Annotated in this window: 13 protein-coding genes and 1 pseudogene; 8 read left to right on the forward strand and 6 right to left on the reverse strand. The window is 50.5% G+C overall.

Going from position 1 to position 22,777, the window contains the following annotated elements:
* Window positions 1-81 precede the first annotated feature (81 nt).
* From LQ777_RS19605 to LQ777_RS19620, 4 genes are all read right to left on the reverse strand, one after another.
* The gene (locus LQ777_RS19605; RefSeq protein ID WP_425276952.1) at window positions 82-1,110 is read right to left on the reverse strand and encodes a glycoside hydrolase family 43 protein; all 1,029 of its coding nucleotides are present in this window, start codon (window positions 1,108-1,110) and stop codon (window positions 82-84) included.
* Window positions 1,111-1,311: 201 nt separating this feature from the next.
* A complete protein-coding gene (locus LQ777_RS19610) occupies window positions 1,312-1,827 on the reverse strand; it encodes a Fur family transcriptional regulator (protein ID WP_232559636.1) in 516 nt (171 codons plus the stop codon).
* Window positions 1,828-1,958: 131 nt separating this feature from the next.
* The gene (locus tag LQ777_RS19615) at window positions 1,959-2,309 is read right to left on the reverse strand and encodes a DUF6686 family protein (protein ID WP_232559637.1); all 351 of its coding nucleotides are present in this window, start codon (window positions 2,307-2,309) and stop codon (window positions 1,959-1,961) included.
* Between the two features lie 182 nt (window positions 2,310-2,491).
* Window positions 2,492-7,141: a translocation/assembly module TamB domain-containing protein gene (locus LQ777_RS19620; protein ID WP_232559638.1), complete on the reverse strand. Its 4,650-nt coding sequence runs from the start codon at window positions 7,139-7,141 to the stop codon at window positions 2,492-2,494.
* 132 nt (window positions 7,142-7,273) lie between these two features.
* On the opposite strand from LQ777_RS19620, the gene tsaD reads away from it, so the two are divergent.
* The 3 genes from tsaD to LQ777_RS19635 all read left to right on the forward strand — a co-directional run bounded on the left by tsaD (window position 7,274) and on the right by LQ777_RS19635 (window position 10,083).
* Complete coding sequence (tsaD, locus tag LQ777_RS19625) at window positions 7,274-8,293, forward strand: tRNA (adenosine(37)-N6)-threonylcarbamoyltransferase complex transferase subunit TsaD (RefSeq protein WP_232559639.1); 1,020 nt, start codon at window positions 7,274-7,276, stop codon at window positions 8,291-8,293.
* An 8-nt stretch (window positions 8,294-8,301) separates the two neighbouring features.
* A complete protein-coding gene (locus LQ777_RS19630) occupies window positions 8,302-9,183 on the forward strand; it encodes an MOSC domain-containing protein (RefSeq protein ID WP_232559640.1) in 882 nt (293 codons plus the stop codon).
* Between the two features lie 144 nt (window positions 9,184-9,327).
* Window positions 9,328-10,083, forward strand: coding sequence for a UbiA prenyltransferase family protein (locus tag LQ777_RS19635; RefSeq protein ID WP_232559641.1), 756 nt, complete (start codon window positions 9,328-9,330; stop codon window positions 10,081-10,083).
* 299 nt (window positions 10,084-10,382) lie between these two features.
* Here the strand turns inward: LQ777_RS19635 and LQ777_RS19640 are convergent, their stop codons facing one another.
* Window positions 10,383-10,607 carry a hypothetical protein gene (locus LQ777_RS19640; RefSeq protein WP_232559642.1) on the reverse strand — a complete coding sequence of 75 codons (225 nt, stop codon included), beginning with the start codon at window positions 10,605-10,607 and terminating at the stop codon, window positions 10,383-10,385.
* 14 nt (window positions 10,608-10,621) lie between these two features.
* Here LQ777_RS19640 and LQ777_RS19645 point away from each other — a divergent pair, with 14 nt between their 5' ends.
* The 4 genes and pseudogenes from LQ777_RS19645 (at window position 10,622) to LQ777_RS19660 (ending at window position 20,243) form a co-directional block, all read left to right on the forward strand.
* Window positions 10,622-13,777: a SusC/RagA family TonB-linked outer membrane protein gene (locus LQ777_RS19645; RefSeq protein ID WP_232559643.1), complete on the forward strand. Its 3,156-nt coding sequence runs from the start codon at window positions 10,622-10,624 to the stop codon at window positions 13,775-13,777.
* A gap of 32 nt (window positions 13,778-13,809) precedes the next feature.
* A pseudogene (locus LQ777_RS19650) lies at window positions 13,810-15,339 on the forward strand (SusD/RagB family nutrient-binding outer membrane lipoprotein).
* Between the two features lie 274 nt (window positions 15,340-15,613).
* Entirely contained in the window at window positions 15,614-18,514 is a 2,901-nt protein-coding gene (locus tag LQ777_RS19655; protein WP_232559644.1) for a tetratricopeptide repeat protein, read from the forward strand.
* A gap of 142 nt (window positions 18,515-18,656) precedes the next feature.
* Entirely contained in the window at window positions 18,657-20,243 is a 1,587-nt protein-coding gene (locus LQ777_RS19660) for a S10 family peptidase (RefSeq protein WP_232559645.1), read from the forward strand.
* Window positions 20,244-20,291: 48 nt separating this feature from the next.
* On the opposite strand, the gene LQ777_RS19665 is transcribed toward LQ777_RS19660, so the two are convergent.
* Window positions 20,292-21,506 (reverse strand): proline dehydrogenase family protein, encoded by a 1,215-nt coding sequence (locus LQ777_RS19665; protein ID WP_232559646.1) that lies wholly within the window; start codon window positions 21,504-21,506, stop codon window positions 20,292-20,294.
* Between the two features lie 367 nt (window positions 21,507-21,873).
* On the opposite strand from LQ777_RS19665, the gene LQ777_RS19670 reads away from it, so the two are divergent.
* On the forward strand, window positions 21,874-22,767 hold the full coding sequence (locus LQ777_RS19670; protein ID WP_232559647.1) for an AraC family transcriptional regulator: 894 nt from the start codon (window positions 21,874-21,876) through the stop codon (window positions 22,765-22,767).
* Window positions 22,768-22,777: the final 10 nt, after the last annotated feature.

The following is a 22,777-nucleotide window of genomic DNA, read 5'->3' on the forward strand; positions in this document are numbered from 1 at the left end:
TTAGGAAATTGGATCTAAATAGGACAATGAAACTTGAACACGATGAAATCAGCTGGTTTAGGCAGCCAGTTCCACCGTTTGCTACTGTTCTGCGGGCACCGGAATGGGTATGTTACCAACCGGTTTGCCAAAGTTAGGTGTTCCGTCGGCATTCCACGTAAAAGGCTGAATACGCGGGGCGCGTTTGTTGCCACAACCATCCGTAGCAGACGGGTTCGCGTGGTAGATCATCCAATCTTCCTTCCCGTTGGCCGACTGAAAAAATCCGCCGTGTCCCGGTGCCCATACGCCATTCTCCGGGGCTTGCGTAAACACAGGCTCCGGGCTCTTGGTCCAGCTAGCAGGGCTCAATAAATCGCCTTTGCCGTTGTACGTCAATAAGCCCAGGCAGTAATCGAGCCAGCAGGCGTTGGCCGAGTAAACAATGAACAGCTTATCGTTGTGACGCAAGAACTCGGGTCCTTCGTTCACGTATATTTTGGGTACTTCCCCGTTTTTCTGCCATTCCTGGGGTACATCCCCGTGCATTTCCCACGGCAGATCGGGCTGCGAAATCTTGACACGGTCACCGTCGATAGTCCAGGGATTTTTGAGCCGGGCAATGTAAATATCCTGCCGCCCGTTTGTTGGCCCTTCCCAACCCGACCAACTCGCGTATAATTGTCCGTTGAAGTCAATCACCGACATATCGATTTCCCAGTGGTCATCTTTGTCGCCAATTTTTCCCTTCATTACCCACTCCCCCTGCATCGGATCGGCGGATTCGTTTTCGATTACCCATATGCGGTGCGACAGATTGTTGAGCGAGTCAGCGGAGAAATAAATGTACCAGCGTCCGTTAAAGGCATGAATTTCGGGGGCCCACAAATCCTTTGAATACGCTTGTCCGGTGGGCGGTGTGTACACAACTTTCGATTCAGCCGTAGCCAGATCGGCCATGTTGCGGGTACGCCAAAGCGTCAGATTGCGTCCCGTCGTGTTCATGTAATAGTACCAACCGTCTTTTTGGAATACCCAGGGATCGGGGCCGGACGATTTGACGGGATTGGTAAATGTGCGCTGGGCCGTGGCGTAATGACTTAGACCAACCAGCAAAAGCAGACAAAGCAGTTTGTATACATACGTTCCGGATCGAACGAGGACGACCGGAAAAGGCAGACGACTGGCTATGGGCCAGCCGAGGCAGTGTTGACGTACTTGCATAGAACAGGCAATCGGGTTTGTTAGGTAAAGACCGAAAGTGCCGATTTTACCCCGTTGCCTACCCCAGATAATTTGCGTATTGTTCTCCAACGATCAGACGGACGCTATCTAAACCGCATCGTTGCGCTTTTTAGCTACCTCCTGAGCAGCCTCATTCGGCTTCGTCTCGCATGAATCGTCGGTACATTGTCCGTAAAAGACCAGTGAGTGAGACTCTACTTCAAACTGCAACGCGTTACCAACATTCGTTTGAATCAAGTGCAGACGTGGGTCGCAGAATTCTTTTACCCGATGACAAACCGTACAGACCAAATGCGCGTGCTGTTGCCGTCCCAGCGATTTTTCATAGCGGCTTTTGCTGTTATCATCTTCGCCGAAGCGGTGTTTGCGAACCAATCCGCAATCCAACAGCACATCAAGCGTGTTGTAGACCGTTGCACGGCTGACTCGATACGATTTCTGCTGCATCGCCTGAAACAATTCCTCCGCGTCGAAATGATCGTTTCGGGAATATACTTCTTCCAGTATGGCGAACCGCTCCCCCGACCGGCGCAAGCCTTTCGCGAGTAGCGACTTTTCCAGTTTTGCGCGTGCTGTGGCGAGTAATGATTGTGGTTCCTGCATGAACGTACGATTTATTCAGAAAGGAACTAGTCAAACGCCAGCTCCTTTGCTCATAACCTATGACTTGTCTCTAACTTGTAAATCACTAACTAACACGATCGTATCCGCTGATTCTCCCTGTTGAGAGGAAATCAGTTTTCCTGGCGATTATTTTCGGCTGATGTCTGTAAAATCGTATCCACTTCCTTCAACAGTTCCGCATCACTCATCATCTGGCATAGCTCCTCAATCTCCTCATCATTAAGCATCAGGTGATATTTGGGCATGGGCGTTTTCAGCAACCACTCTTTTCCATGCATCGTGTAGAAGGGACGCATACCAACCCGGTCGGCTATCGCCTGACGAAAGAGCGAAAACTCCTGATCCGACAGTATGAATAGCATATTCTTATAAGCCACGTTGTAGGACTGACAACCGGCGCAATACCCGATATAACCGTTTTCCTGTTGAGTCAGGCACTTCAACTGATGCTGATGCTCCATATACGTTGTAACTGGTTGCTGATGGAAAACTCAGGTTAGTCTATCTTCTTATTTAGACTAATTTTAAACAAACATAAAGCGGCAAGACCGTAATCGCAAGCGCTTGACTAAAAAAAGAGAGTCAATCGCCGATAAAACTAAAGAAAGGAATGTACTAGCACCCGAAAAAGGAACCGGCGTTTTTAAAACGCGGTTCTGCCGCTGCCCGCTGAAGTCGTGATCGGGCTTGGTGCAATTGGCTCACTGGCTGGTTTTTCTACCGGTGCTAAGCCGGGGGCATTGCGCTTGCTGCCAAACAGGCGATTGAACGAACGGGTGTACAGAAAGCTTAGCCCACCACCCGTTGTAATAGTACTGTTGAGACTGTATTGCCCCAATATGCTTTGCTGGTTGCGGTTATACACTTTAGCCCGGAACCGACCATCGGGGGTAATAAAATACTCCAACGTCCACTCCCCGAGCAAGCTAGCCGCGTTGTATTGACTCTGACCGTACGTGAATCCGCCATCCCGGCTGATGCGTAAGCGGTCATTCAGAAGCCGGTACGAAAAGCGAAGCTGCAAATTGTTGAGCAGGTTTTCGTTTTGGGTATTACCGCTGGTGAATCCGCCGATAGACACGCCGATGTCCAGGTTCTCGTCCAAGTTTGACGCCAGCCGACTGATCTGGTTTGAGATCAATTCACTTACGCTGTTGGCGACTCCAGAGTTGACTTGCCCTTGATCGAAGAGGTTGGTTCCTTCGGGTAGTAGCTGATTGAACAGCAGAACGCTACTGACCTGACGCGTCAGCTCCTGATCGTTGCTTTGAATTCTGGATTTGAATGCCGTTACGGCCTGTCTGAAGTCCGAAGAAGCCGGATATTCTTTCACGTCCAGATCGTAGCTGATCGCCGGAGATCCCAAGTCGCCGTTTAGTTTAATGATCAGATCGACCGGATACCGGCGCGTCTGATCGCCACCCGTGCTCGATACTGGCAATAGGGGCGACAAGGATGTATATTGGGTGTAAGCGGCTGCTACATCCAGTAGGGCACCATACGGATCGCCCGTCCAGGTAATCCGGCTGTTTGGCCGAATCTGGAAGCGTTTGTTGATGATATTCTGAAACGTAAACGTGTATTCACCCCGCTGGATTTCGTAATTACCCGTCATGGAGAAATCACCCTTCGTATCCACTTTCATCGCTAAGCGTCCTTGTCCATACGCCTTGATGATATCGCCCGTTTGCCGGTCCAGCTGAATTTCACAATACGCATCGGGTGTGATGTTGAAGTTGAAATCCATCTGGATGCGCGACATGTCCAGTTCGGACGTAGTCGTTCCCGAGCCGTTTGTGGCATTGGTCACGGTTTTGCTACTCGGCGAACTGCTCCGGTTCACAAAGCGAATCTGGTCGTCGGACGTTAGTGAGGTTGCTCCATCCAGCGGAATGTAAATGCGCGTTCCCTTGTTGCTGGCAACGTTGGCACGAATAGTCAGGTTGTTGATTGGTCCGTACAATTCAGCCTTACCCGTTACCAACGCCTGACCGTAGAACAGGTCATTGTCCTTTGCCGATGTATTCAGGATTCTGAAGTTTTTCAGGTCGGCGTCGAAACCCAACGTAAAGTACCGGAAACCATCGTGGTAAACACCCCCGCGCACCTGAGCCGTGTTACCGTCTGGATCACGCAGGGTCAGCTTCCGGGTAATGATTTCATTTTCGCCAAAGTAAATTTTATCGTCGAACGTGAAATCGGCTTTCAGGTAATCAAAGCGCCCGCGTCCACCACTTACGCTCACATCGCCGTTTAGAACCGGAGCCGTTGGCGTCCCGGTGATAGCAACAACCCCGCTGGCCGTACCACCCAGATTGGAAAACAAATCTGTGGTAAAAGCCTCCAGAATGTGCAGATCAGCGTCGTTAAGGCTTGCTTTCAACGCTAATGGGTCAGTTTTTTGCTGAGGAGTATAGCTTCCTCGTAACGTGAGCACATCGGCTCCACTCCGATTCAGGTTCACATTAACATTGAGCTTTTGGGTCAGTTGATCCCACTTGGCCCGCCCCCGCAGATCGCCCACCAGTGCCTGCTGATACGACAAAGTATCGACTGAAAATTCGCTTTCGAAAATTGGTGTTGCGTAGATATCACGCACGGTCACGGTTCCGTTGAGAATCCCGCCAAGCGTTGTATTCAACAAGGGATTCAGTGACCGAAGCCGGAAATTCTGCGCCTGCACATTGAGCCGTTGTACCGAATCGGATGAAAGCTTTCCCGATGCCTGAATCAGTTGGTTCTGATTCAAGACCGACAGATTTCGTATCGTATACTCGTCGCCAACTTTCCGAATCAAACTTTGGGGGTTAAGTGTCCAGTCGCCATCCAGCACCCGTACTTTCGACTGGTTGAACGTAAGATCGACCGCATCCCCCTTGAAGTACATCTGACCGTTCAGATTAGCCCGGTTCGAACTACCCGCCTGATCAATGCTACTGGTAAAACTGATGTGATCGACATCCCAGGAGGCTTCCGCCTGAAGATTACGCGTAGGCAATACGGTACTGAACGTTTGTCGATCCGAGGAAACAATCGCCGATGCCAACACTTCTTCGCTATACGTGAATTTGGAAGTCGTTACATCCAATTCCGTTGGTCCAAACCCGATTTTACCGAACTGTAATGAATCCGTTTTGACGTTTGCCGTTAGAAACGACGTGTTGTCAGCCATAAAACGCCCCTCAAGACGGGTCGCCGGAGCGACGTGTACCGCCGGGCTCAAAAACGCCATTAATGGTGCTATATCTTTGGCTATAAACTGAAAGTCAAGCCCATACCGTGGGATAACTTTACTCCGATTAGTATGCGCATGCCGTTGTTTTTGCTCATAGTAAGCCTTCATCCCGACGGCATCTCCGGCGAAATGCATCTGGTATTCGCGCGCGAGTCGTTTCAGGTCATCAATCGTGCGCTGAGGCTGAAAATTCCCTTGTAGCCGGGTTGTCAGAAAATCAGAATCAAGGTCAAAGTAGCGCTGCGTGCCGACTGAATCCTTCCGTTCGATGGACGACATAAGCGCGAGCGTTCCGACGCTGAGCCGACGCTTACCCAGCGTCAATTCACCGTTTTGAAAATACGCGTTGCCGACAATGTCATCGAGTTTACTGCCTTCCAGCTTGACATCCAGATCAGTTTTTACAACCAGCGAATCATCCAGATACCCCAGCGCTCTAAAGTCGGCGTGCCGCACCGTACCGTGCAGATCATAGCGATTTTGGGGACCGCGCAAATCAAATTCACCGTTCAGCGCAAAATCCAGATTGACGTCATTTAAAATGAGTTGCCCCTGGAAAAAGGCTTTTTGCAAATTGCCCTGCGCTACAATGTTGCGGTAATCATAGCCCTGCCAGCCAAACCGGGTCAGCCGACTGTCGATGTCAATATTAGCTCGTTCGAGATCCGTTCCGTGGCCATTGATGCGCCCTTCTCCATCAAGCTTGCCAAACTGATCCGGCTGATCGATCAATTGACCGAGTTCCAGATTCTCGCTTTTCAGATTAGCCGAATACGTCGTCCGATCCGCGTTATCGGCTAGCTTGAGGGCAAGGTCACCCGTGACGCTGCCAATGCCGGTTCGGAATGTTCCTTTCGTCTTGAAATCGTCGAATGCCCCGGCAAACTTGGCGTCGAAACTAACCGTTCCGAGTTTCTGAATTGTATGGTTGAACGATGTATCGGGATAGTACTGCCGAATATCGGCCATATTGACCTGCGAAGGCGTAAAATTGAAGTCAACCGTTGTTCGGTCCATGTCGGGCAGTCCTTTCCAGGCAATATCACCCGCCAACCGGCTTCGTCCATTCGGTCCAAAGCGCAGGTCGGTATGGCTCAGCCGAAAATCATTGACCGTACCGGTAAAAATACCGGTTAGATACCAAGTTTCGTTTAGCTCCCGCAGGTAATCGGAGAACAACCCCAGGTCTTTCGATTTCACTTCGCTGTCGCGAAAATTTGCGACCATTAGCACCCGGCTGTTAAAATTGCTGAAAGCCGACGGTTTGTCGTAGAAAAACGTCAGACTATTGCGAATTACTGAACTACCAATGTGCGCGTGCAGCTTGGCCAGCTCCATTTTGGTATTGCAATACAGGAAGCGTGTGTCAAGCCGCCGAATTTTTAATCGCGAATCGCGGTCAAATCCCGTCAACCCCTTGATGTCAAGTGCAATCGTATCACCGAGCACCAGAAAATTCGAGACTTCGGCGGTAAGGTTTTTTAAGGTGAAATGGTTATAATCGAAACTTTTCGGATCGCGCATAAAGGGTTCGCGCGGATCTTCAAGCGTGTACGCTCCCTCAACCAGATGAATGTGGCTAATCGTGAAAGGCACATTTTGATTCGGGACGCTCGGCTTCGTGGGGTCGGAGGTCAGTTCTTCGATGCGGGCAATGAATTCATCCAGGTTCGTATCACCCGTTTTCGGATTTTTGATCATCCGTACGTCGGGCCGATACAGCACTACCTCGTCCAGATGAATGTTATGCGCCGACGAGTCGATCAGGTTTCGCAGGTTGTAGTCCGCATCGAGCCGCCCCACCTGAATCATGGGTCGCCCTTCCCGATCGCGGATTCGAACGCCCGTCAGCGTAAGCGAATCAAACCATTTAATTGATACATGTTGAATATCAACCGGAAATTGAAGCTTTTCTGATAAGCGCGTCGCCAGTTCGCTTACTACCCGCGTCTGAACAGCCGGAACCTGTAATCCCAATACCACACCCAATAGCAAGCCAACTGCTGTGAGCAGCAGGTACAGCAGCGTTTTAAGGAATATGGCAAAGAATTGACGCATCCGGGCCCGAAATGCCTAAAGTACAATGATTATTGGAAAAAGCTTATCCTTCAGACAACTAACAGAGGGAACGGTTTAGCAGCAACTTCCATTATATATTCTACAAGAATCATTATCTATTAGTTTTGTACGGTGAATATTTTAGCGATTGAATCCTCCTGTGACGAAACATCAGCGGCCGTTTTAGCCAACGGTCAGTTGAAATCCAATATCATCGCCACCCAACTGATTCACGAACAATACGGCGGTGTTGTGCCCGAATTAGCGTCGCGCGCTCACCAGCAGCATATATTACCCGTTGTCGAACGTGCCTTAGCCGACGCAAATATAGCCAAAACCGACCTGTCGGCCATTGCCTTTACGCGCGGACCGGGCCTGCTGGGGTCGCTGCTGGTTGGTACGTCGTTCGCCAAAGCGATGGCGTTGGGCCTCTCGATCCCACTTATTGAGGTCAACCACATGCAGGCGCACGTACTGGCCCATTTTATTGACGATCAGCATGATGATCGTTCACGTCCGAAGCCAGGCTTTCCGTTCCTGTGTCTAACCGTCAGTGGTGGACATACGCAGCTGGTACGCATCAACAGTCCGCTTGAGATGGTCGTGATCGGACAAACGCAGGACGATGCGGTTGGGGAAGCATTCGACAAATCAGCGAAGTTGCTCGGCCTGCCCTACCCCGGCGGTCCGCTAATCGATAAATACGCGAAAGAAGGCAACCCGCTGGCTTACAAGTTTCCAATGGGCGAAATGTCGGGCCTGGACTTCTCGTTCAGTGGAATAAAAACGGCTATCCTTTATTTTTTGCGCGATAATATAAAAGCAAATCCGGCTTTCATTACCGAGAATCTAGCTGATATCTGTGCCAGTATCCAGCATACACTGGTACAAATGTTGCTGAACAAACTAAAACGGGCTGCCCGCGAAACCGGTATCCGGGATATTGCCATTGCCGGGGGCGTATCGGCCAACAGCGGTTTACGCTCAGCCTTGACAAAACTCGGTGACGAACAAGGCTGGACGGTGTTTATCCCGCGTTTTGAGTACTGTACCGATAATGCAGCTATGATTGCGATGGCCGCTCAATTCAAGTACGAACAAAGCGATTTCACCGCGCAGACAGTCAGTCCACTACCCCGAATGAGTTTTTAAGATCAGCCATGACCACTATCTCCGAACTCCATATTTATCCCATAAAATCGTTGCGGGGTATTTCCGTAGCCGAAGCAGTTGTTGAAGCCAAAGGACTCCAATACGACCGGCGATTTATGCTGGTTTCACCCAACGGACAATTTATCACCCAACGGGCGAATCCGCAGATGGCCTTGATTGATGTAGCGATTGACAAGGATCAGCTCCGCGTCTGGCATGTCAACCGTCCCGACGATGTGCTGGTGTTACCGCTAGTGGTGCCTGAACAGACGAGCACGTCGCAGGAAACCATGTCGGTAACTATCTGGGATAGTCACGATGTGCCAGCCATGACGGTGAGTGCGGAAGCGGACCAGTGGTTTTCGGAGGTGCTTGGACAACCTTGCCGACTGGTGTTTATGCCCGAAACCACCCACCGGGCGGTCGATCCGGAGTACGCGCGGCAGGATGATGCGGTCAGTTTTGCCGATGGGTATCCATACCTGCTCATTGGGCAGGCTTCGCTCGATGACTTGAACCGGCGATTGCCCACTGATGAGCCGGCCAAACCGCTTGACATGCTTCGGTTTCGACCGAGTATTGTCGTTACAGAAAGCGCCCCCTACGAGGAAGACACCTGGGCGCATTTTCGAATTAGCGACATCGATTTTTACGGAGTAAAACCCTGCGCCCGCTGCGTACTGACGACGATTGATCCGGCAACAGGGCAAAAAGGCAAAGAGCCGCTACGCACCCTGGCAACGTACCGCCAGTGGAAAAACAAGATTCTGTTCGGTCAGAATGTCCTGGCCGGTTCGAGCGAGGATCTACCGCTAGGTATTCTTCGCGTTGGGCAGGTTGTGGAGGTGGTTAGTCATCAGGAGCCGAGACTACAGCCTCCCATTGAGTAATCCTACTGCGTTTTTAAAACCTATAGGCACTACTGCCGTTTATTGCCTAGTGTTTATTGTTATTCAAGTCCATTGCTTACACCTTTACGCAACGCCTATTACTTGAGTTTACCGGTCGTGTTCGGCGCCGTACTGTCAAATCGAATGGCAGCTCGACTGTCTGATGTTACACCGATACACTGGGCCACGCCCATCGTCCTGGCGCTGGTTGTTTTTATTATCTACACCGTTGACCGACTTCTCGACATCAGAAAGCCGAACGAACCCGCAACGGCCCGACATCAGTTTCACCGTCGATATGCTCATTTGCTCTGGCGCTCGGTGATTGTAGCAGCGGTGTTAGCCTTCATCCTGTGCTTTTTCTTACCCGGTAGCGTCATAAAGTTTGGTATCGTATTAGGAGGCATTTGTGCTGCTTACATTGGCGCGGTATACCGGCTTCCTGCCCGTCATCCGGCTTTGTTGTTGAAAGAGCCGCTAGTAGCCGTGCTTTACTCAGCAGGGGTATGGGGAAGCGTGTGGGTGCAGCGCCCAGCCATCAGTGGTATTGAGATGGCTCAGTTGGCGATGTTTCTGGGCATTGCCTTCCAGAATCTGCTTTTGTTTGCCGTTATGGAAAAGCGTGACTTGCCTGGTCAACCGGAGTTTTCGCTAGCCACCGAATGGGGCGAAGAACGCTGTGACACCCTGTTACGATGGCTGACCTTTGCCATCATCGCTACCGGATTGACCGTTTGCTTTCTGACCGAAGACCGATTTGCGCAACGATCGGCGATCATGCTGGCGCTGATGAGTTTGACACTTTACGGAATTCAGCGCTACCCGGCTTATTTTCTTAAACATGAACGCTACCGCTGGCTTGGCGATGGTGTATTCTGGTTCCCCGCGCTGGTTCTGTAACAGTCGATTTTTGGGCAACTGATACGTATAGAATTGCTGTCTGTCCCTAGGCTACACTATAGAGTTATCATCTACAATCGCCTATTACTTCCTATTTCGGCAGCAATTATCCTCACTATTTACATCAAAATAAAAACTAAACTAAACCTCACAGTACTATTATTATATTTTATCATACAACCCGATCATATCCTTTAATTCTGGGTTTTAACAAAAATTATCCTTTTATACATAAATATTGGTCGAATCGCCTAGATCCTGATTTTCCTGTCAAAACGTATCTCTTCTTTTCATTTACTTTACTGATAAAGCGGTAAGGAAGCAACGATCAGCGGTAACTCTTTCACCCGTTCACCGGATTGATTTTGCCCATCATAGCCGCTTTTTGAAACGACCGGCAACGTAAACGCAGCCCCCTGTCTGGTCAGCAACCAACGTTGCCGTTTCGATAAAAAGTCGTGGTCAGCAGACAGCGTCCAATGCCCTCGAACGCATAGATGCTCCTGGAGAATTTGCAACATCATAAACACGCCCCTATATGAAACAATCTCTAACTGCAATGCGAGGTTACGTGGCACTACTGGCCGCTTTCGTTTGCCTGCTGGCAGAAAGCCGGGTTTTTGCCAGCGCTGAACCGGCCAGGCTAGCCGATGTTGACGTGACCGGTGTTGTTACGTTCAAGGATGATGGTACACCCCTACCGGGTGCCTCGGTTTTGCTAAAGGGCAGCACAAACGTGGGAACCATAACCGATGCGAGTGGTAAATTCCGGATTCGGGTTCCCGACGAAGCCACACTAGTCGTTAGCTATATCGGGTACATATCGCAGGAGATTAAACTGAACGGACGCACATCGCTCACGGTTGCGATGGAATCCGATGCGCAACAGCTCAGCGAGATTGTCGTGACATCGTTTGGCATCACCCGCGACCGTAAAACGTTGGGCTATGGACTGAGTGAAGTAAAAGCAGAGCAGCTCACCAAAGCGCCGACCACCGACGTGACAAACTCGCTGGCGGGCAAAGTGGCGGGCGTTCAGGTAACGGGAGCTGGGGGCGGTTTCGCCGGTTCGAACGTAACTATTCGTGGATTCTCGACGTTTACGGGTAGCAACCAGCCGCTCTACGTGGTCGATGGCATTCCACTCGACAACTCGGGCGGCAGCAATAGCGTTAATACGGGTGTCGTCAATTCCAGCCGGATCTCCGATCTTAATCCGCAGGACATTGAAAGTGTGAACGTGTTAAAAGGAGCAGCGGCTACCGTATTGTATGGGTCAAGAGCCGCTTCGGGCGCGATCCTGATCACAACCAAAAAAGGCAAGAAAGGCACCAACCGTCAGATCTCGTTCTCGACCAATACCGCCGTCGGTACGGTTAGCCGCTTTCCCAAATTTCAGAACGAATACGCGCAGGGAAGCAATGGAAATTACGCCAGCAACGTAGCAGGATCGTGGGGACCTCGGATTCAGGGTCAGACCGTTACAAACTGGTTTGGTCAGCCGGAGCAACTTCAGGCGTATCCGAATAACGTTCGCGACATTCTTCAAAACTCCATCTCGTCGCAAAACAACATTAGCTTCTCAGGCGCTGCGGACAAATTCGATTACCGGGTTTCGTACGGCAACTCCATAGAAACGGCGCTGGTGCCCAACAACAAACTCAACCGCAACAACCTGACCGTAAACGCAAGCACTCAGTTGACCGATAAATTCCGCGTGGGAACCTCGTTTACCTACACCAATTCGACATCGGATCGTACGCAGTCGGGCAATCAGGGCGCAAATCCCTTATGGCGTGGTATTTATGCGCCCCGCAGCTACGATTTAACCAATCAGCCTTACCAGGATGCTGCCGGTAACCAGCTTTGGTTTGCGTCCGAAGATCAGCCCTACTGGTCAATCGAACACATCAGAAACCACCAGGAAACCAATCGCTTCTTCGGCAACATCAACCTGAAATACGATATTCTGAGCTGGCTACAGGCCGACCTGAAAGTTGGGACGGACGTGTACACCTTCAACACCAAAGGCTTTGACGATAAAGGTGTACGCAGCAACGCCAACACAACGTCTGCCGGGGCCGGTGGGGTGCTGGACCGTACCGAAATGATTCGCAACCTGAACTCGTACTTTACCCTGACCGCCAACCGGAAAATCAGCAACGACCTCCAGTTGATGGCGACGGTGGGTAACGAGATCGTTTCGAACTACAGCAGTTCGTTACAGGATATCGGATTGGGAATTGTGGTAGCCGGATTCGACAACGTGAAAAACTTCCTGACCTTCAACCCATCGTCAAGCATTACGCAACAGCGGCTGGTTGGTGTATTCGGAGATGTGGTACTTGATTACAAAACCTGGCTGTCATTCAACGCCAAAGCCAGAAATGACTTTTCCTCAACGCTGGCTCCTGGCAACCGCTCTATTTTCTACCCAGCCGTGGCAGTAAGTTTTGTGCCCACCGAAGCCTTTCCAACGCTTAAGTCGAAAGTGCTGTCGTCGGCCAAGATTCGGGCCAACGTGGGTGAAGTGGGTAAGGGAGCCAGTCCGTACGCTATCAACACCTACTACGGCAAAGCCAGCGGAAGCGACGGCCTTGGCTCCACGGGGGTCAGCTTCCCGTTCAATGGACTGGCGGGTTATACCTACGACAACGGTACCGGCAACCCGAACTTAACACCAGAGTTTACCCGGGAGATTGAATTAGGCACCGAACTAACCTTTTTCAACGGACGGCTTTCTTTCGACGGATCGGTTTACCGCCGGGATAGCCGAAACCTGATTTTCTCCGTTCCGGTCCCATCCACTTCCGGTTTTACCAGCCTCGTTACCAACGCGGGCCGGCTATCGACAAAAGGGATCGAGTTCCTGATCTCGGCAACACCAATTGAAAAAGAAAACTTCAGTTGGGAAACGTCGCTTAACTTCACCAGCTTCCGGTCAGTTGTCGAAGAGCTGGCACCGGGCGTGAGCAACATCTCGATTGGCGGCTTTACATCCCCGAACATCCAGTTGGTTCCGGGACAGCTCTACGGACAAATCTGGTCGAACGCTTACCAGCGCGATGGTCAGGGCCGTATGATTATCGGAGCCAACGGTTTGCCGAAAGTATCGACCAACGTACAGGCCGTTGGCAATCCGAATCCACGTTTTACGGCAGGGTTCAGTAATACGTTCAATTACAAAGGGTTCAGTCTATCGTTTCTGCTCGACTACAAGCACAAAGGAGATCAGCTTTCGCGGACCATTGGTGATCTGCGCATTAACGGCGTATCGGCTGAAACGGCTGAATTTCCCCGCTTCAACGCCGACGGCACACCCAACAAAGCGTACTTATTTGACGGCGTACGCGAAGACGGAACACCGAACACAACCGCAGTAACGGCTCAGCAATACTTTAGTCTGCAAGGAAAATACGTGGCCTGGGAAGGTTATGTCCTCGACGCTACGTTCCTGAAGCTGCGGGAAGCCAACCTGACGTACAAATTCCCAACGACCTGGTTTGGTCAATCCAAGTTCATCAAGAACCTGCAACTGTCAGTGTACGGACGGAACCTGTTCATCTACGCGCCGAACTACCCGGACCTCGACCCGGAACAGAACCTGCTGGGTGTCAGCAACGCGCGTGGTCTCGAATTCGGTATTACGCCAACCGCCCGTACTGTGGGTGGTAGCTTACGCGCTACGTTCTAACAGCCCCCTACTACCCTCAAAAACTTGACATCATGAAGAAGTTAATTTACACAAGCGTATTGGCGGCAGGTCTTTCCCTGAGCTCCTGTAGCGAGTTTCTGGACGTCAACAACGACCCGAACAACATTCAGGCCGTTCAAGTCTCGCAGCTATTGCCATCGGTTACGGTCAACGTGGGCTACATGGGGGCCAGTGATTTATTCCGATACGCCAGCCTGTTGGTTCAGCAGTTCAGCGGACAAGGACCGAACACGGGTTTTGCGACCTTCAAAGAATACGAACGCTACAACATCAATAACTCCGACGTAAACAACCAGTGGGTACGCATTTTCTCTACCACGCTGAGCGATACGGAGCTGATGATCGATCAGGCCACCAAAGAAGGCAGTCCGCACTACGCTGGTGTTGGTAAAATCCTGAAAGCGTACGTATATCAGACAACCGTGGATGCCTGGGGTGATGTGCCCTACAGCGAAGCCAGCAAACACAGCGCTAATTTTTACCCGGCGTTTGACGATGATGAAGCGATTTACAAAGATTTGATCCGGCTGATCGACGATGGCATCAAGGACGTTAGCGCAACAACGTCGGCCTTATCACCGAACGTCAACACAACAATCTACGCAGCCGGTACGTGGGCAGCTTCGTAAGCGCAATGGATCAAATTTGCCAACACGCTGAAACTACGCATCTTCCTGCATTATTCGGCCAAAGACCCGGCGTATACCACGCAGCAGATTACGGCGTTGATCAACAGTGGCGCTAAGTTTATGGAAAGTACATCCGATAATTTCCAGATGGCTTTTCTGTCAGAATCACAGCGTCAGAATCCGCTGTACAGCATGGAAAACGGTCAGTTCAAAAACCAGTTTTTCCCGCATCGCTTTCTGGTCAATCTAATGAACGCCAAGACCGATCCGCGCCGGTCAGCCTACTTCGTTCCGTTCCCGTACACCGCCAATACGGCCACCGCTACGTACAAAGGAGCCAGTGCCCTCGATCCCGATCCGTCGTCGGCGTATTCGCGCAACTACCGGTACATTTACGGAACCCCCTCCGCGGTGAATGTGGCGCTGGTCAACGCCGATGGGAGCTTGAAAGATGGAGCGATCACGTATTCGGGTAATGCACCCGCTCGACTGCTTACGTTTGCCGAGTACAATTTTATCCGGGCCGAAGCGGCACTGGCTTACGGCGCTCCCGGCAGTTCGCAAAGCTTTTTTGAGGCAGGAATCCGGGCGTCGATGACCGATGCGGGTGTTGCTGCGGCTGATGTAACGACGTATCTAGCGGCCAATGGCACACTGAAAGGAACACCCGCCCAGATGCTTGAGCAGATCATCACGGAAAAATACGTGGCGAACCACGGCGTCCTGATGGAACCCTGGACGGACTACCGCCGAACGGGTTACCCGGCTCTCACACCTTTAAAAACGCCGTTTGCGATTTATGACGAGGTGCCGCATTCTTTATTCTACGCCCAGTCTGAGATCAGCAATAATATAAAGGCCAAACAACGAAGCACGATGCTGGAGCGGGTATTTTGGGATACGCGCAAATAATTAGGAACTAGTCTGGCGTTTGGCACCCGAAGTCGATTATACTTCATCAACAGACACTTCACCTGCCGAACGTCGGACTAGTTATTCAATGGGATCTATCGTCGGTGGTGTCGGCTTCACTGTGGTGTCGGTTTTGAGAACCGCGCGGGCGGCCCCGCCGACACCACCGATGATAGATCAGGTTTGAGAACCTGACCGCGCAACTTTATTTTTGGCAAACTATCCGTTGTCAAACCCGGTCGGGTTTGAATCTCTACCCGCTAACCCGTATGCCATGCTGAACGTATACACCCAGACTCTATTCGTATTTTGCCTTGTCGGTAAACTCTCCGCTCAACCGGTGAACGACACGAAAGTCGCCCACGAGTTGTTGGCAAAAGCCCGAACGTCGGTTCGTAGTCAGTTACAGCAAGGCACGACCGGCAAAGCACCGCTTATTAAACGAATGCTGGACCTGGGTATCTGGCGAGAAGCAACCGACGCTTTACAGTCCGGTAAAGGATTGAGCAATACGGACAAATCGCTGTTATGGGCCGAATATTATTGGTTAAACAACGATTTTAAGCAGGCAGAGAAAAACGTCAGAAACGCGCTTACTGCAGATAAAAACAGTCGATGGGGCAAGCGGTTAAAAGCGCAGTTGGCCATTGAAGCCTGGGATTTACCCAATGCCGAGAAACAATGCAAAGCGCTCTTAGCCAGCAACCCGACCGACGACGAGACCGCGTTGGTTTTGGGACGAGCCTTGCTTTTGCAGAAGAAATACCCTGAAGCGTTAGCCGTTGCCAAAGCCCTTCAGCAAACTAATCCAAAACTGGCGGGCGCTTACCAGCTGGAAGCAAATGTGTATTTCTGGGATCAGCACCCCGAACAGGCCGAAGCACCCCTGGTGAAGTCGCTGACGCTCGATCCGCTGAACGCCGACGCCCGGTTCAGTTACGGCTACGCCATCTGGCGCCGGATCGACGCGACGCAGCTCAACGATATGGCCGCTCAGTGGCAACTTGCCCTCGCCATCAATCCGCTGCATTTTCAAACCCACTGGCACTGGGGCAACGGCCACACGAACCTGACGTACGCCGACTACGCGGATAAAAACGAAAAGGAAATTCGCGAAAAATTAAGGGAGGCCGACAAACTATTTCATGCCAAACGACTGTCCGATGCGGTTGCCGTTACGTACCGGGTTGAAAAGGAATACCCGGCTTCGGTGCTGCCAGCCATGCACCGGGGATCGCTGTACTACAGTGACTTCGACACACCAAACCGGAAAGCGAATCTTGATTCAGCGGAACAGGCCTTCGTGACGATCCTGAACAAGAAAAACCATTACGGTCCGGCGCACAACGGCCTATCGGCGGTCATCAAATCCAAGCGGATACCGTACCTAATGACCTACGATTCGATTACCAATGTACTCAAGACCACGAAGATTAAAGACCCCGAAAACTTCGCAAACGTATTTCCTGATCTAAGCTATTACCCCGGCGACTGGGCGAAGGCGATGGTCTGGAACCAGATGTATACCAGCGTCGTATACTTCCCGTTTCTGTCGAAGCAGGGCAATGCATTTGCGGTTTCTCCGCTTCACATCGATCTAGCCCTAACGATGCGATCCCCTCAGTTTCGCTACACCACAACGTTCGACAACCGCCAGTGGATGGATATTCGCGGGGTGGGAAGTGGAGCTGCCGACATCGAATACGTGGAACGGGGAGCGTACGAAGAACGAAACGTGGTACTGCATGAATACGTCCACCTGTTTCATGGCCGGGTGCTGACCGACGCCGAAAATCGTAAAATTCGGGAGCGCTATTACCACGCCATGAAGAACCACCTGACGCTGGATTATTATTCGCAGAATAACGAATCCGAATATTTCGCGCAGACCTATCCGGCTTACTTCGAAAAGATAAAAGTACACCCGCTCGATTTTAAATCGATGAACATCACCGCCGAACTGAAAAGCAAAGACCCAGAGATGTATGCCTTTCTGGATGCACTGGTCAAGAAAGAGCGGGCGTACCTGAACGGCGATCAGTCGGTGATGGCATCCAACTGGGCGCAGGTATATCTCAACATGAGCAACAAAGTAGCTCGCTCCGACTCCGCCAAAGCGGGTAAATACCTCGATACAGCGCTAGTCTACGATAACAAGTACCAGCCCGCCTATCTAGCTTATGCCCGACTCAAGCAACAGCAGAACGATTTTGATAAAGCGCTGAGTTACATCAAAGCCGCTGAGACAATCGACCCCAATTACGCACCAGTCTACGCGGCCTACGCGCATCTGGAAGAAGCCCGCTACACGCCCGACAAAAGCCGGGATGATCTGATAACGACGCAGACTCACTGGTACCAGAAAGCCCTCGATCTGGAGAACGACTACCAGACACGAGCAGCCGTAGCTATTCAATTGCAGGAAATGTTTTTCCAGAACGGACGGATTGGTCAGGCGATCAAAGCCGCCGAAAACTATGCCGCTACAGGCCCCGACGTGTCTACCTATCTGCGTGACCGACGCGACGACGCCAAGGCTTTCGCGGCTGCCCAACGGGCAATGCTCGGCTACGCGGATCAACTCGATGTATTGAAAAAGCTGGTGTTGCAGCGGCCACAGAATTACCCATTACGGAGTCTGTACGCCGATGCGCTGTTGGCCAACGGACGCTATCAGGACTGCATTGAAACCATGAAGCAGGTGCAGCGCATTCTGGAAGCAAGTAAAAACGGACGCGCTGACTTCGACCTGCGGATTGCCGAAAGCTACGCCAAACTAAACAAGCAGGATTCGCTGTCCTATTATCTGAACAACGTTATAGCCGAGAAATCGGATCTTGATCCGCTTAGCAAGCAACGTCTGGTTCGGCTACTGGCAACGACCAACCGACTGACCGATGCCGAAGCGCTTTTTAAGACCTTGTCTACAAAAGGAACGTCGCTTTATCAGTCGGCTGCGTTACAATCGGGTGGCGTTCTGCACGCCTTAAGCGGCAAAGCGGATGAAGCCGTCACCGCCTACAAGCAATCGCTGGAACGTAACCCGTATAACATGCACAGCTATGCCGCTTTGGCGGACCTTTACAAAAAAACAGGAAAACAAGCAGAGCTAAAAGAGCTGACGACAACAGCTAACCAACTAGATATTAAACCGGGAACGGTCGCTGGCTTATAAAATCAGATAAGCGGTAGCTTACTGTATTTTTAGTGGTGTCGGTTTCTCAAAACCGACACCACTGCGCGGGTGGCCCCGCTGATACCATAACAAATTCCTCACGATCAACTCTTATTACGCATTACCAAAAAGTACGCTATACATGAAACGAATTGTCTTTTTATTACTTTTCTGCCTGACAACAGGTTCGTTATCCATTGCGCAAAGTCAACGTGGTCAGGGTCAACGCTCGGCAGCTCCCCCGCCAGCCGATGATCAGGCAGCTCGGGCCACGGCCAGCCCTGCCCCGAAACCATCGCCCGGCGACTTGACGTTGCCAATGGATTCCAGTGTTATAACGACCCATGCCGTAACCATCAAAGGGCAGCGCGTTCCCTACACCGCTACCGTTGGCACACAGCCCGTCTGGGACGAGAATGGCAAGCCGATAGCGGGAGTCTTTTACACGTACTACGAGCGCTCCGATGTGAAAGACCGGACGACTCGCCCGCTGGTCATTTCCTTCAACGGAGGTCCCGGTACAGCCTCAGTCTGGATGCACCTCGCTTACACGGGTCCCAAGCTCCTCAACATTGACAGTGAAGGTTATCCCTTGCAACCTTACACCGTAAAAGACAACCCCAACTCGATTCTGGATGTAGCCGACATCGTGTACATCGACCCGGTCAACACGGGCTATTCTCGGATGGCAAATAAGGATGTGCCCCGCTCCAAGTTCTTTGGCGTGAACGCCGATATTAAATACCTGGCCGAGTGGCTCAATGTATTTGTCAGCCGCAAAAATCGCTGGCCGTCACCTAAATACCTGATTGGCGAAAGTTACGGTACAACGCGGGTTTCGGGATTGGCCCTGGAATTACAAAACGCCAGCTGGATGTATCTCAATGGAGTGATTCTGGTTTCGCCAACGGATCTGGGTATTAACCGGGAAGGCCCCGTTGGTGCCGCTAACCTGTTGCCGTATTACGCAGCGACAGCCTGGTTCCACAAAGTACTTCCCGCCGACCTGCAACAGAAAGACCTGACGGCTATGCTGCCCGAAGTCGAACAGTTTACGATTAATGAGTTACTTCCGGCACTAGCTAAAGGTGGTTTTCTGGAAGCCGACAAGAAAAAGCAGATAGCCGCGAAGGTAGCCCGCTATTCGGGTCTATCCGAGAAAGTCATCATGGAACACAATCTGATGATTCCAACGTCTTTCTTCTGGAAAGAATTATTGCGGGACAAAGGAAACACCATTGGTCGGTTGGATTCACGCTACCTGGGCATCGACCGCGAAGATGCGGGTGAGCGTCCCGATTATTCGCCGGAGCTAACATCCTGGCTTCATTCGTTTGCGGCTCCGATCAACTACTACTTCCGGGAGTTTTTGAATTACAAGACGGATCTGAAATACTACATGTTTGGTCCTGTACATCCGTGGGCACGGACGGGTGCGGATACCGACCGGACGGGTGAAAACCTGCGGCAGGCCATGGCGCAAAATCCTTATCTGCATTTACTGGTTCAGTCGGGCTATTACGATGGCGCCTGCGATTACTTTGGTGCTCAGTATAACATGTGGCAGATGGACCCAAGTGGAAAGCTGAAAAGCCGGATGGACTGGAAAGGCTATCGGAGCGGACACATGATGTACCTGCGTCAGGAAGACCTCGTTAAGTCGAACGATGATTTGCGCGATTTTATCAAGAAGTCAACACCGAAACCAAATCAACCGGCCAAGTACTAACGCTTAGTTGCGCCGGTGTTTCTAAGCGATCACCGGCGCAACCAGGCATTAAATACCTCTCCTCTTTATTTCCTTCTCAATCAAAAACAGCTCCCGGCTGGTTTGTCCAGCAACGGAGCTGTTTTCTTGTGCCCGTCTCATCAAATACGGAATAACATCTTCAATGGGACCATATGGCAGATACTTGCTGACATTACACCCGGCTTTGGCAAGGTTGAACGTAATGTTATCGCTCATGCCATACAACTGCGAAAAATGAACGTGCGGGTGATTGGTTGGTAAGCTGGCTTCCTGAAGCAGTTGAACCGCAAGCTGAGAACTGTATTCATTGTGCGAAGCAACAATTACCGAGATGCTATCCAGATGCTGAATGCTGTAGGCAATCGCATCGTTAAAATCCTGATCACTGGACGACTTATCGGGTTGGATCGGGGATAATTTATTCTGGGAACCAGCCCGTCTTCGCTCTTTCTCCATGTAAGCCCCCCGTACGATTTTTGCGCCAAACAGAAACCCGTTGGCTATCGCTAGTTCGTGGCAGTACTTTAAAAACTCCAGCCGGTCGTGTCGATACAGTTGGATGGTATTGTAAACAACCACCTGTTTTTGGTTGTATCGCTGCATAACCTTCATTGTCAATGCATCGATGGTGTTTTGTATCCACGACTCCTCGGCATCAATGAGAATCCCTACTTTTTTTTGAGCCGCCAGTTCGCAAATTTCGACAAGCCGCCGTTCAACGTTGGCCCACTCCTGCTGTTCGGCTCCACTCAACGGCGCATTATCGATAGTGATTTGATCAACCGCTATTTTGGTCGAACCATTCAGTTTTTCGAGAAGGGCGAACCGGGCCAGCGCCGTTAGTTTTATGCCGATAAACGGTATGTTTTCAAAGCGAGCGCTGTAGTTGATTACGCGGATAAATTCGTTCTTGGCCTTGTCAAAATCCTGCTCACTCTCTTTGCCTTCCGCACCGTAGTCCAGAATCAGGCTGATACCGTACTTTTTAAAATCATTGACAATTGTGGAGGTCTGTTCGAGCGTTTCTCCCCCGACAAACTGCTCAAATATCGTCGAACGAAGCAGTCCGTTAATCGGCAATCGCCACTTGACAGCCAATATCGTTAAACTGGTCCCAGCCTTGACCAGCCACGACTGATTCATTAATTGAAACAGCCGGTATGTCTTTTTCAGTTGAGCGTCAGACTTGTAAACAAAAGCCTGCTTTGTATCGTCAAAAGATACTTTATCCTTTACGTTCATACTCTTTTTATTCAAATTTATTGATGAAAGTGTAACAGAAAACGTAGCAACAATTTACGATAACACTTGGATAATTATTGCCCAATCGTAAAGGATTGCCGACGGCATTGTGACCACAAAATTAGCAGGAAACGACTAATCGGTTGACCTCGATCCACAGGAAAGAAACAGCCTTTCCATCCGGTTTAGAATTAATACGTTAAAAAATAGTCTTATAGTAGACTACAGCTTTTTTTTACGCACTTTTCTTTTCGTATCGATCACGCTGTGAGATTTACGGCGTTATATTGCATATTGTATTTATAGGCGAATGCAGAATTTTATTTATGCCTTGATAGTGTTTATAACATTATAATTCGTATCAATCATGAAAGTGTTGGAATTTACGCCCCCGGTTCCAAAAGAGGATTCGGTTGTAGTGGATGAAGACATCCTGCCGTATTTTTATAATTACTTCCACCGTCACAGACAGTTACAGATTACCTTGATTCTTCGCGGAGAAGGGACACTTATGGCAGGTAATTATAGCCAGTCGTTTAAACCCGGTGACGTTTATATTCTTGGGGCTAATCAACCCCATATTTTCAAATCCGATTCCTCGCATTTTAATAATCCCGACAAATTAAACGCGCACGCCATTCACATCTATTTCGATCAGGACCGGATTCCCTGCCCGTTCTTTCATTTGCCGGAAATGGAATCCATCAGCAATTTTTTAAGCACAACCCAGAATGGATTCCAGCTACCGAGTCAGTACCAAAACTACGTCAGCAGAATCATAAAGAAACTACCCGTAAAGTCGAATCTGGATCGCTTACTGACGATTATTAAGCTTTTCGATTATTTCACCAAGCAGGTAAGAGGGTGGAAATCACTAGACTCGGGTTTATCGAATACTCTTTTTTCGGAATCAGAGGGCCTGCGAATGACCGAGGTTTTTCAATATACGCTGGAGCATTATGCGGAAAACATTACGCTGAACAAAATCGCGGAGATCGCCCATATCACGCCACATGCCTTTTGTAAATACTTCAAAAAGCACACCCGGAAGACGTACAATACATTTCTAAACGAAATACGAATCAGCGAAGCCTGTAAGAAGATCATCAACAGCAATCACGACGGCATATCGACCATAGCGTACTCGACCGGATTCAACAGTGCAACGAATTTTAATCGTGTTTTTCGAAAAACCACAGGCATGTCACCGCGCGATTATATTCGGGAGTACAAAAACAAAGCCAGCCTTTACACCAACTGACGTACTGCAA

It is taken from the genome of Spirosoma oryzicola (assembly GCF_021233055.1).
Classification (GTDB): Bacteria; Bacteroidota; Bacteroidia; order Cytophagales; family Spirosomataceae; genus Spirosoma; species Spirosoma oryzicola.

Excerpts from the sequence above, each read along its gene's own strand:
- LQ777_RS19610 (WP_232559636.1), bottom strand. The coding sequence starts at position 1,827 with ATGCAGGAACCACAATCATTACTCGCCACAGCACGCGCAAAACTGGAA.
- LQ777_RS19615 (WP_232559637.1), bottom strand. The coding sequence starts at position 2,309 with ATGGAGCATCAGCATCAGTTGAAGTGCCTGACTCAACAGGAAAACGGT.
- LQ777_RS19620 (WP_232559638.1), bottom strand. The coding sequence starts at position 7,141 with ATGCGTCAATTCTTTGCCATATTCCTTAAAACGCTGCTGTACCTGCTG.
- LQ777_RS19630 (WP_232559640.1), top strand. The coding sequence starts at position 8,302 with ATGACCACTATCTCCGAACTCCATATTTATCCCATAAAATCGTTGCGG.
- LQ777_RS19635 (WP_232559641.1), top strand. The coding sequence starts at position 9,328 with ATGGCAGCTCGACTGTCTGATGTTACACCGATACACTGGGCCACGCCC.
- LQ777_RS19640 (WP_232559642.1), bottom strand. The coding sequence starts at position 10,607 with ATGATGTTGCAAATTCTCCAGGAGCATCTATGCGTTCGAGGGCATTGG.
- LQ777_RS19645 (WP_232559643.1), top strand. The coding sequence starts at position 10,622 with ATGAAACAATCTCTAACTGCAATGCGAGGTTACGTGGCACTACTGGCC.
- LQ777_RS19655 (WP_232559644.1), top strand. The coding sequence starts at position 15,614 with ATGCTGAACGTATACACCCAGACTCTATTCGTATTTTGCCTTGTCGGT.
- LQ777_RS19660 (WP_232559645.1), top strand. The coding sequence starts at position 18,657 with ATGAAACGAATTGTCTTTTTATTACTTTTCTGCCTGACAACAGGTTCG.
- LQ777_RS19665 (WP_232559646.1), bottom strand. The coding sequence starts at position 21,506 with ATGAACGTAAAGGATAAAGTATCTTTTGACGATACAAAGCAGGCTTTT.
- LQ777_RS19670 (WP_232559647.1), top strand. The coding sequence starts at position 21,874 with ATGAAAGTGTTGGAATTTACGCCCCCGGTTCCAAAAGAGGATTCGGTT.